Annotated in this window: 7 protein-coding genes and 1 tRNA gene; 4 read left to right on the top strand and 4 right to left on the bottom strand. The window is 49.1% G+C overall.

The annotated features are described in order from the left end of the window. Positions 1-190 precede the first annotated feature (190 nt). The 4 genes from ACYVGO_RS38255 to ACYVGO_RS38240 form a co-directional block, all read right to left on the bottom strand. Positions 191-267 (bottom strand) — tRNA-Asp (locus ACYVGO_RS38255). A 168-nt stretch (positions 268-435) separates the two neighbouring features. Further along, on the bottom strand, positions 436-1584 hold the full coding sequence (locus tag ACYVGO_RS38250; RefSeq protein ID WP_460974070.1) for a cellulase family glycosylhydrolase: 1149 nt from the start codon (positions 1582-1584) through the stop codon (positions 436-438). 51 nt (positions 1585-1635) lie between these two features. Then, the gene (locus ACYVGO_RS38245; protein WP_460974069.1) at positions 1636-2700 is read right to left on the bottom strand and encodes a glycoside hydrolase family 43 protein; all 1065 of its coding nucleotides are present in this window, start codon (positions 2698-2700) and stop codon (positions 1636-1638) included. 79 nt (positions 2701-2779) lie between these two features. Further along, positions 2780-7465, bottom strand: coding sequence for a translocation/assembly module TamB domain-containing protein (locus ACYVGO_RS38240; protein ID WP_460974068.1), 4686 nt, complete (start codon positions 7463-7465; stop codon positions 2780-2782). Positions 7466-7597: 132 nt separating this feature from the next. Between ACYVGO_RS38240 and tsaD the strand changes: the two genes are divergently transcribed. The 4 genes from tsaD to ACYVGO_RS38220 all read left to right on the top strand — a co-directional run bounded on the left by tsaD (position 7598) and on the right by ACYVGO_RS38220 (position 10929). Further along, complete coding sequence (gene tsaD / locus ACYVGO_RS38235; RefSeq protein ID WP_460974067.1) at positions 7598-8596, top strand: tRNA (adenosine(37)-N6)-threonylcarbamoyltransferase complex transferase subunit TsaD; 999 nt, start codon at positions 7598-7600, stop codon at positions 8594-8596. Between the two features lie 22 nt (positions 8597-8618). Further along, a complete protein-coding gene (locus ACYVGO_RS38230) occupies positions 8619-9506 on the top strand; it encodes an MOSC domain-containing protein (protein ID WP_460974066.1) in 888 nt (295 codons plus the stop codon). Positions 9507-9597: 91 nt separating this feature from the next. Then, the gene (locus ACYVGO_RS38225; RefSeq protein ID WP_460974065.1) at positions 9598-10440 is read left to right on the top strand and encodes a UbiA prenyltransferase family protein; all 843 of its coding nucleotides are present in this window, start codon (positions 9598-9600) and stop codon (positions 10438-10440) included. A gap of 96 nt (positions 10441-10536) precedes the next feature. Beyond that, a complete protein-coding gene (locus ACYVGO_RS38220; RefSeq protein ID WP_460974063.1) occupies positions 10537-10929 on the top strand; it encodes a VOC family protein in 393 nt (130 codons plus the stop codon). The last annotated feature ends 72 nt before the right edge of the window (positions 10930-11001 follow it).

The raw sequence follows: 11001 nt of genomic DNA, 5'->3' as shown, positions 1-11001 counted from the left end.
TGATTAAACGCACAAACCTAGAAAAATACAACGCCCTCCACAAGTATTGTCCTTGATCCGTAGCCTCGCTAATGCCATGCTCCCGACTGATCCGACTTGATCCGATCCATCCTAATTAAGTAGGGGTGAATGGGGTACACCTAAAAACAAAAATCCCTCAAATCTTTGAAATTTGAGGGATTTTAACTGTTGGCGGTCCGGACGGGGCTCGAACCCGCGACCCCCTGCGTGACAGGCAGGTATTCTAACCAACTGAACTACCGAACCAACTTTTTGACTTCTGGTTAACGTTGCCGTCTTCCTTTATCGTGGCACAAAAGTAGGGTTTCAGGCTATTCCATGCAAGCGACTGACGAAAAAAAATGTGATTGGTAGTCGCTTCAATACGTATATCCGTTGGTAATCAACTGGTTTGTTCGGTTAAATTTTTATCAATTAATTTCCGGTAGCCTGCTTTATGGCTGCTACTTCCGCCGGATCAACAGGTGTGCCGTCCTGTTTGAACACCTCGTGGAACCAGATGGCGGGTTCACGACCGTTTACGTAGGGCTTCTGCCAGCTATCCCAGGGTAGGAACGTTTGTGTTTTACCCGCCACAAAGCCCCAGTTGATCATGCCGACTTTGGCTTTCTTCGCTATAGGCAGGTGCGACTGAAATTTGCTGTTGACACCACGAGCCATGTATTCCGTGCAAATAACCGGGCGGCCAAAGGTTTTAAGCGCAGGAATTACTTTCTCCAGGTCTTCGGGTTTTGAATACTGGTGGAATGTAATGATGTCGGAGTTTTCAAACTGTACTTTTTCCATAGGCGTCCATTTAGCTGAGTTCTGCCAATCATCAGGACTGCGATAGATCCAGACACCAGAGGTGAGGGGTTGCGTGGCACCGGCTGCCCGTGCCCATTGGAAAACCTGCGGTAGCAGGTTGGTGATAATGGCTATTTTTCGGTCTTTCGGCACTTCAGTCTTAATCGTGTGATTTTGTCCGTAGCTGTTGTCATTTGCGTTATCCGGCTCGTTCCAGGTATCCCACGCCAGAATCCGGTTATCATTTTTGAAGGCGCCCACAACTCCTTTTACATAAGCTTCCAGGCGTGGGTATTGCGAAACATCGGTCAGGGCCGCAGCACCGGGACTTTGTAACCAGCCCGAGTTATGAATGCCTGGTGTTGGTTCGTGCTGTTTGCCCAGTTTCGGATTTGGGTCCCAGCATGAATCAAATAATACCAGCATAGGCCGGATTTTGTGTTTGGCGCAGATGGTCAGAAACTGGTCGAGCCGTTTGGTGAAACCGGCCGGGTCCTGCCAGAGCAGATCGTGCAGAAACACACGCATGGTATTCATGCCAATGCCTTCGGCCATGGCCAATTCTTTATCAATCGTTGCCGGGTCGAAACTGTCGGCCTGAAACATTTCGAGTTCGTTGATGGCATTGGCAGGGGCGTAATTGGAACCAACCAGAAAGGGCTCTTTAGCATACCAGGCATTGGCCTTAGCGGCTGGCCAGCGATTAGGGGCAGAACCTGGCTGAGCCAGAGAAACCGTGGAAATGAGTAAAAGAACGAAAAACGATAAACGCTTCATAAATGGAAATTGAAAATGGTAAATACTGCGTGAAGGACAAGGGAGTCGATGTTATTGTTCGGAAGGGACAGGCATGGGCGTTTTAGGCATTGGTTTACCAAAATTAGGTGAACCGTCGGTATTCCAGGTAAAGGGTTGAATGTGGGGAGCGCGTTTGTTGCCACAACCGTCTGTTGAGGATGGGTTGGCGTGATAAATCATCCAGTCCTGCTTGCCATCGGTCGAGCGGAAAAACCCACCATGACCGGGTGCCCACACACCATTTTCGGGGGCCTGTGTGAAGACGGGGCTGGGACTTTTTACCCAGTTTCTGGCGTCGAGCAGATCACCCTTCCCGGTATAGGTCAACAGGCCGAGACAGTAGTCGAGCCAGCAGGCATTGGCCGAATAAACGATGAACAGTTTGTTATCATGGCGTAGAAATTCAGGCCCTTCGTTGACGTAGATTTTAGGAACCTCGCCGTTTTTCTGCCAGGCTTGTGGGACATCGCCATGCTGTTCCCATGGCTGATCGGGCTGGGAAATTTTAACGCGATCACCGTCAATGGTCCAGGGGTTTTTGAGCCGGGCCAGATAGATGTCCTGCCGCCCGTTGGTTGTTCCTTCCCAGCCTGACCAGGCGGCATAGAGCTGCCCGTTGTAGTCGATCACGGACATGTCGATCTCCCAGTGATTTCCCGGATCGCCGATCTTGCCTTTCATAACCCATTCACCCTGCATAGGATCAGAGGAGGAGTTTTCCAGTACCCAGACTCGGTGCGATAAATTATTAAGTGAATCTGCGGAGAAATAGATGTACCAGCGAGCTTCGCCCCGGTCCCCAACAAATGAGTGAATTTCGGGTGCCCATAATTCCCGGGAATAGGGTTGCCCGGCAGGTGGCTTGTAAATAACTTTATGTTGGGCGGTAGCCAGATCAGCTATATTCCGGGTCTTCCAGAGCGTCAGGTTCTGGCCGGTAGTATTCATGTAATAATACCAGCCGTCTTTTTGTAACACCCAGGGGTCGGGTCCCGAGTTTTTAATAGGATTCGTAAACGTTCGCTGCTGGGCTAACAGTGTGGGACCGGAAATCAGGAGCAAACCGATAACCAGTAGACGCTTCAGAAAATACATACGGATTGTAAAGGGGTTCTCTCAACAAAGGCGGGAAATGCAATTTTTACCCTGTTTATGGCCTTAGGCTGACTAGTTATTAAAATGTTCCCTTTGCCGTATTCAACGTTGTTGTAGAGCCAGGTGCGGTTGGGGCTGGCGCATCAGAAGGCGTTGGCGTTGGAGGAACCAGACCCGGCGTTGTGCGTTTGCCACCAAAAATGTGATTGAACGAACGGGTATACAGCAAGCTGACACCCCCACCGGTTGTGATGGTGCTGGTCAGGTTATACTGACCCAGGATACTCTGCTGATTGCGATTGTACACTTTGGCGCGCAAATGGCCATCAGGCGTAATAAAATACTCAAGGGTCCACTCGCCAAGTAAACTAGCCGCATTGTATTGGCTTTGCCCATACGTGAACCCGCCATCGCGACTGATCCGCAACCGGTCATTAAGCAGCCTGTAGGAAAACCGTAGCTGGAGGTTATTAAGCAGGTTTTCGTTTTGGGTACCACTCGTAAATCCACCAAATGACACGCCTACATCTAAGTTCTCGTTGAGATTAGAAGCCAGGCGGCTGATCTGATTAGACAGTAGTTCACTTACACTGTTGGCGACTCCCGTATTCACCTGACCCTGTTCGAACAGGCTGGTGCCTTCGGACAGAAGCTGGTTGAATAACAACACGCTACTTACCTGTCGGGTCAGTTCCTGATCGTTGCTCTGAATCCGTGACTCGAAGGCCGTAACGGCCTGCCGGAAATCAGAGGAAGAGGGGTATTCTTTAATGTCGAGGTCGTAGCTGATTGCCGGACTACCCAGCTCACCTGTTAGTTTTATAACCAGGTCAACGGGATACCGGCGGGTCTGGTCAGCCGTGGTTTTCTGGGTAGCTAACAAAGGAGCCAGCGAGGTGTACTGGGTATAGGCTGCTGTTACGTCGAGCAAAGCACCATAGGGATCGCCCGTCCAGGTAATACGACTGTTGGGCCGAATTTGAAACCGTTTGTTAATGATATTCTGGAACGTAAAGGTGTAATCTCCCTTCTGGATTTCGTAGTTACCCGTCATGGTGAAGTCGCCTTTGGTATCCACCTTCATGGCGATCCGCCCCTGACCGTAGGCTTTAATAATGTCGCCGGTTTGGCGATCTAACTGGATCTCGCAATACGCATCGGGCGTAATATCGAAGTTGAAATCCATCTGAATTCGGGATAGATCAATCTCTCCTTCCGACTGATTATTGGCTTGATTAGACGTCTGGCTAGTCGGTTTGCCTGTGCTTAGATTAACGAACCGAATCTGATCATCAGCGGCTACCGTTGTAGCTCCGTCGAGAGGAATGTAAATTCGGGTTCCTTTATTGCTGGCTACATTGGCCCGGATCGTCAGGTTATCCGTTGGCCCATACAGTTCGGCTTTGCCTGTTACAACGGCTTGTCCATAAAAGGCATCGTTGTCTTTGGCAACTGTATTCATGATCTTGAAATTCTTGAAATCCGCGTCGAAACCCAGGGTAAAACTTCGGAATCCATCATGATAAACACCCCCTCGCAATTGGGCGGTATTACCCTGGGGGTCCCGTAGAATCAATTGCCGGGTAATAATCTCGTTTTCGCCAAAATAGATTTTATCGTCAAACGCGAAATCAGCCTTCAGGTAATCGAATCGCCCATGTCCACCCTGGATGGCCACTTCACCTTTTAGTACCGGTACGGCAGGTTTACCCGTAACGCTAATGATTCCACTGGCAATACCGCCCAAGTTCGAGAATAGCCCGATTGTAAAGGGTTCCAGTAAGCTTAAATCGGCGTTATTGACGTTGGCTTTGAGTGCCAGCGGGTTGGTCTTTAATTGGGGGGCGTATGTTCCCAGTAAGGTTACCACATCGGACCCATTTCGATTCACGCTGGCATTTACGTTGAGCCGCTGGGTTTGCTGATCCCATTCACCCTGACCGCGAACATCGCCGATCAATGAGTTTTGATACGACAGGGCCCGAAGCGACAGGGCACTTTCCACAATTGGGGTGTTGTACAGATTGCGTACCGCCAGTGAGCCATTCAGCGTGCCGCCGAGGGTTGTATTCAATACCGAATTTAACGATGCCAGCAGGAAGTTCTGCGCTTCGACATGGAGATTCTCCACAGAGTCGGGCGAGATTTTTCCTGATGCCTGAATCAATTGATTCTCATTCAGCAACGATAGGTTTCTGATGGTGTATTCATCCCCGACTTTCCGGATCAGACTTTCCGGGTTGAGCGTCCAGTCGCCATCCAGAACCCGTATTTTCGACTGGCGGAAGGTAAGATCAATGGCATCTCCCTTAAACCGTAATTCGCCATTGAGGTCGGCACGATTGGTAAAGCGCCCGCTGCTGTCAGCCTGCTCAATATCGCTTGTAAAATCAATATGATCAACATCCCAGGAGGCTTCGATCTGAAGATTACGAGTAGGCAGAACGGAACTAAATAACTGTCGTTTCGACGAAATAATGGCCGATGCCAGTACTTCCTCACCGTACGTAAACTTAGAGGTCGTCAGATCAAGATCGCTTGGACCAAAACTAACTTTCCCAAGCCGTAATGAGTCTGTTTTAACGGTTCCTGTCAGAAAAGAGGTATTGTCTTCCGTAAACCGGCCTTCAATTCGGGTGGATGGGGCTATATAATCCGATGAACCTAAAAAAGCTAGTAGCGGTGCACTGTTCTTTGTGATGATCTGGTAATCGACTCCATAGCGAACGGGCTGAACAGTACCCTTACGCCCGGCAAGACGCATGGCTGCCTTTCGTTTCTGTTCGTAATAGATCTTCATCCCGGCCGCATCCCCTTTAAAATGAAGTTCGTACTCACGTACTAGCCGGGTCAGGTCGTCAATGGTGCGTTGGGGCTGAAAATCGCCCTGTAAGCGAGTCGTCAAAAAGTCGGAATCAAGGTCGAAATAGCGTTGGGTACCCGATGAGTCAGGAGAGCTCCCGGTTCGTTGTTCAATAGACGATAGGAGGGTAAGCTTATCAACAGTAATGTTTCGTTTGTTCAGGCTGAGTGCTGCGTTCGTAAACAAGGCCTTTCCTACGATATCATCCAGCGTTCGGCCTTCCAGTTGAACATCCAACGCTGTTTTAACAACCAATGAATCAGTCAGATACCCCAACGCACGCAAATCGGCGTGTTGGACGTTTCCCCGGAGGTCGTAATGGTTTTTGGGGCCACTCAACTTGAATTCGCCATCGAGATCAAAGGCCAGATTCGGGTCGTTGATGTTCAGTTTCCCCTGAAAAAGACCTTTCTGTAAATTTCCATGCGCTGCCACATGCTGATAAGCGTAGCGTTGCCAGCTAAAGCGTCCAAATTGACCATCGAAGTCAATATCTGCCCGTTTTAAATCAGTGCCTTTACCTGTAATTCGCCCTTCGCCATCGAGTTTCCCAAATTCATCGGGCTGATCGATCAGTTGCCCAAGATCAAGATTTTCGGCCTTTAGATTTGCCGTGTAGGTTGTCTGTTCAGTCTTGTTGGCCAGCTTTAGAGCCAGATCGCCGGTTACGTTACCAATATTGGTTTTGAAGGTTCCTTTGGTTTTGAAATCATCGAAGGCGCCAACAAAGGTAGCCGCAAAGGAAGCTGTCCCCAGTTTCTGGATAGTTTTATTAAACGACGAATCGGGATAGTATTGCCGAATATCGGCCATGTTGACCACGGAAGGCGTAAAGGCAAAATTGACCGTGGTTTTATCCATATCGGGCAATCCCTTCCAGGCAATGTCGCCGGTTAAGCGACTACGTCCATTGGCACCAAATCGAAGATCGGTATTGCGGAGCCGGAAGTCATTGACTGTTCCGGTAAAGTTGGTCGTTAATGACCAGGTTTCCTTAAGACCGCGGAGGTAATCCGAAAAATAACCCAGATCGGCAGATTGTACCTGGCTGTCCCGGAAGCGGGCCTGCATAAGCACCCGGCTGTTGAAATCGCCAAATGCCGACGGTTTATCGTAGTTAAATATTAGCTCATTCCGAATGATGGAGTTGCCAATGTGGGCGTACAGTTGGGCCAGCTCCATTTTGGTATTGCAGTAGAGAAAGTGCGTATCCAACTGCCGGATCTTTATGCGGGAATCGCGGTCTACTCCCGATAGCCCCTTGGCATTAAACGCAATAGTATCCCCCAGAACTAAAAAATTACTGACCTCAGCCGTCAGATGCTGGAGGGTGAAATGGTTATGATCGAAGCTTTTCTTGTCGTGCATAAACGGCTCGCGTGGGTCTTCGAGCGTGTATGCACCATCAACTAAATGAATATGACCAACCGTAAACGGAACATTCTGATTCGGTATGCTGGGTTTGGTCGGATCGGAGGTTAGCTGCTCAATGCGGGCAATAAAATCGTCGAGGTTCGTGTCGCCGTTCTTCGGATTTTTAATCATCTGAACGTCGGGCCGATACAATACAATTTCGTCAATATGGATATTATGAGCCGATGAATCGAGGAGATGCCGGAGATTGTAATCGGCATCGAGCCGTCCGACTCGAATCATGGGTCGGCCCTGATAATCCTTGATCGTGAGCTTCTCGAGGGTTATTGAATCGAACCATTTGATCGAAACTCCCTCAATATCAACGGGAAAGAGCAGTTTTGAGGAGAGCCATTCGGCCCCTTTCTGGGCCAGCCGTGTTTGTACTGCCGGCAGTTGCAGGCTCAGTAAAACCCCCAATGCCGCTACCAATACCGTCAGCACGAGGTAGAGTAGTGTTTTGAGGAATATGGCGAAAAACTGACGCATCCAGTGCGGAAAGACCTAAGATACAGTGAATAACGAAATGGAATGCAGATTAGACTACTATCTGAGGGAACGGTTTAGTCACAACTTCCATTGTCTATTCTGGGAGAAATCATTATCCATTAGTTTTGCAACGTGAATATTTTAGCCATTGAATCTTCCTGCGACGAAACCTCGGCGGCTGTTTTAGTCAACGGGCATATTTTGTCGAACGTAATTGCCACCCAGTTAATTCACGAGCAATACGGGGGCGTTGTTCCCGAACTGGCCTCAAGAGCACACCAGCAGCATATTTTACCCGTGGTTGAACGGGCATTACTGGACGCAAATTTACCGAAAAATGCGTTATCCGCCGTTGCTTTTACGCGTGGGCCGGGTTTGCTGGGCTCACTGCTGGTAGGGGCGTCCTTTGCGAAAGCACTGGCCCTTGGATTGAACATCCCGCTCATCGAAATTAACCATATGCAGGCGCATGTATTGGCTCATTTCATTGAGGACCCCAAGCCAATATTTCCATTTTTATGCCTGACGGTTAGTGGAGGTCATACGCAGATTGTACGCATTGATAGCCCGCTTAACATGGTGGTTATTGGCCAGACAATGGACGATGCCGTGGGCGAAGCTTTCGATAAATCGGCTAAGCTACTGGGTTTGCCCTATCCCGGCGGTCCGCTGATCGACAAGTATGCGAAGACAGGGAACCCACAGGCGTTCAAATTCCCGATGGGGGAGATGCCAAATCTGGATTTTTCATTCAGTGGAATCAAAACGGCCATTATGTATTTCCTGCGCGATAACACAAAAACCAATCCTGCTTTTATTGACGAGAATCTGGCGGATATTTGTGCCAGTATTCAGCATACGCTGATTCAGATTCTGCTGAACAAACTAAAACGGGCTGTGCGGGAAACGGGCATTCATGAGCTAGCCATTGCAGGGGGCGTATCAGCGAACAGTGGATTGCGCAGCGCTTTAACCCAATTGGGTGAAGAACAAGGCTGGAATGTATATATCCCGCGATTTGAGTATTGTACCGATAATGCTGCCATGATTGCAATGGCCGCTCAGTTTAAATACGAGCAAGGTGAGTTTACGGCGCAAACCGTCAGCCCGATGCCGAGAATGAGTTTTTAGCGTTCCCGTTCCAGATACTACTATGACTATTTCTGAACTCCATATCTATCCTATCAAATCGCTGAGCGGTATTTCGGTGCAGGAGATTATTGTTGAAGAAAAAGGGTTTCGGCATGACCGGCGGTTTATGCTTGTTACGCCCAACCGGACCGCCGGACCGTGGGTATTCATGACGCAACGAACTAACCATCAGATGGCGCTTATTGATGTAACTATTCAGCGGTCCGACGTTTCGGATGATACCTTGCGTATCTGGCACCGGCATCGCCCCCATGATGTGCTGGAACTGCCATTGGTAGTAACAACACCAACCGAAACTATCCTAGTGAGTATCTGGGATAGTACCGATGTACCTGCTGTAACGGTAAGTGCCGAAGCCGATCGATGGTTTTCGAACGTGCTTGGAACCCCTTGTCGCTTAGTGTTTATGCCCGAAACTACCCAGCGGGCAGTTGATCCTAAATATGCACGCGAAGAGGATACCGTTAGCTTTGCCGATGGGTATCCCTATCTGCTCATTGGGCAGGCATCGCTCGATACCCTCAATCAACGACTTGCTGAACCAATAACGATGCGTCGGTTTCGGCCCAATATAGTCGTTCAGGGAAGTTCACCTTATGAAGAAGATAGCTGGGCCGAGTTCCGGATTAATGAGCTGACGTTCTATGGGGTTAAGCCCTGTGCCCGTTGTGTACTCACCACCATTGATCCTGAAACAGGGGAGCAAGGTAAAGAGCCTTTACGGACACTGACCACGTATCGTAAATGGAATTCGAAAATTTTGTTTGGCCAGAATGTCTTAGCTAACTATACTGGCCAAACTACCCTGGGGACGCTACGTGTTGGGCAACCCGTTGAGGTATTGCGTCATCAGGAAGCCTGGCTGGCCCCGCCTGCTTTACCTATATAGTCGTTTATGGTCATTTATCGTCAGTGGTCATTCAGCGGTAACCATCCAATAAAAATGACCGAACAATGACTACCAATTTAATGTAAATCCTTTGCTCTCCTATATCCGCAACGCTTACTATTTGAGTTTCCCCGTCGTCATCGGGGCTGTCTTGTCGAATCGGATGGCGACCCGCCTTTCCGATGTTGATCCTATTCATTGGGCTACGCCAATCGTACTGGCCCTTGTGGTATTTATCATCTACACTGTTGATCGACTGCTCGATGTGCGGAAAGACGAGCTAAATGCGTCGAGGCAGCCCTTAACAGCGAGGCATCGATTTCATCGTCAGTATGCTGCTATTCTGTGGTGGGTTGTCATTGGCGCTGCGGGCCTGGCATTTATACTCACGTTTTTTCTGCCGAGTAGTGTCATCAAATTTGGTATTGTGCTGGGGGGCATTTGTATTGCCTATGTGGGTGCGGTATTTCGGCTTCCGTCGCATCATCCAGCTCTATTGCTGAAAGAACCTCTCGTTGCTACACTTTATGCGGCTGGAATCTGGGGGAGTGTATGGGTACAACGACCAACGATCAGTAATGTCGACATTACTGAATGCCTGATGTTTACCGGGATTGCGTTTCAGAATCTGCTCCTGTTTGCTATAATGGAGCAACTTGAAGCGCCGAACCAGCCCCAGTTTTCGTTAGCCACCGAGTGGGGGGCCGACCGCTGTGATGTGATTTTACGCTGGCTAACCTTTTTAATTATTGCTGCGGGACTAGCCCTTTGCTTTTTGACCAACGATCGATTTGCCCAACGGTCGGCGTTGATGCTCGCGCTGATGAGCCTGACCCTGTACGGCATTCAGCGGTATCCCGATTATTTTATCAAAAACGAACGCTATCGATGGCTGGGCGATGGAGTATTCTGGATGCCAGCACTGGTTTTATAAATAAGGGAGAAAGGAGAAATGGGAAGAATGGGAGAAAAGGAAATGGTTGACTATTCTTATCCTCTCGTCCCCTTCCTCCTCTCATCCCTCTTTTCTATGCATATTGAACACCTTGCCCTGTGGGTTCGCGATCTGGAGCAGATGCGAAATTTCTACGAACTATACTTTGGAGCCACGGCCAATGATAAATACACCAATCCCAGAAAGGGATTTTCGTCTTATTTCCTGACTTTCCCCGAAGGTGGACCCTGGTTGGAACTGATGCAGATGCCGGGGATAAATGAACATGTAGCCGATCCACTAATTCAATATATGGGCTTGACTCATCTAGCGTTCTCGGTAGGTAGTGAAATGGCCGTCGATGCATTGACTGAACGACTTCGGGCTGATGGATACACGGTTGTTGGTGAACCCCGCTGGACGGGAGATGGCTACTATGAAAGTGTAGTATTGGACACAGAAGGAAACCGGATAGAGATAACGGCTTAAGGCTGGGATGCTAAAAAAGAAAAAAATAAGAATTAGTTTAACCACAGAGGCACGGAGAGCACAGAGAAAAGT

The sequence above is a fragment of the Spirosoma migulaei genome (assembly GCF_054776855.1).
Note: the sequence above shows the minus strand (reverse complement) of the source record. Positions and strands in the feature narration are given on the sequence as shown.